Genomic DNA, 413 nt, shown 5'->3' on the forward strand with positions numbered 1-413 from the left:
CAAAACTGCCGAGTTGAAACACGCTTTCTATCTTGCGTGACAACCACACGCGCGGCAGTTCCGGGAAATGCGCGAACAGCGATTTGCCGACCACCTGCTCCGCCGACAAGCCGCTGTGGTCCTGCATGAAGCGATTCCACATCAGCACGTTCATGTCGCGGTCGAGCACGAAGATGCCGAAGCCGACCCGCTCCACCACCATATCGCTCAACGACTGCTCGGGCGAATTCATAGGCTGGACAGCAGCGCGTCGAGCGCGTCGTTCATGTGCCGGATGGACTCTTCCGCCATCAGCATCACGAGGTGCGCGCGGAAGCTTTGATCTTCCAGCGTGAAGTTGACTTCGACGAGCAGCGCGACTTCCCATTGCAGCACGCCGGGCTGGAACACTTCGTCGAGCGTGAGCGCGTCGC

General features: G+C 60.3%; 2 protein-coding genes. Both read right to left on the reverse strand.

Features of this window, described 5'->3' with window-relative positions:
* Positions 1–202: PAS domain-containing protein (locus EN859_RS35525; RefSeq protein WP_245525875.1), on the reverse strand; the 202-nt coding region annotated here is incomplete at its 3' end.
* Between the two features lie 26 nt (positions 203–228).
* The coding region (locus EN859_RS35530; RefSeq protein ID WP_210237753.1) for a hypothetical protein at positions 229–413 on the reverse strand (185 nt) is incomplete at its 5' end.

Origin of the sequence: Mesorhizobium sp. M00.F.Ca.ET.216.01.1.1 (genome assembly GCF_004010325.2) — a bacterium.
Classification (GTDB): Bacteria; Pseudomonadota; Alphaproteobacteria; order Rhizobiales; family Rhizobiaceae; genus Mesorhizobium.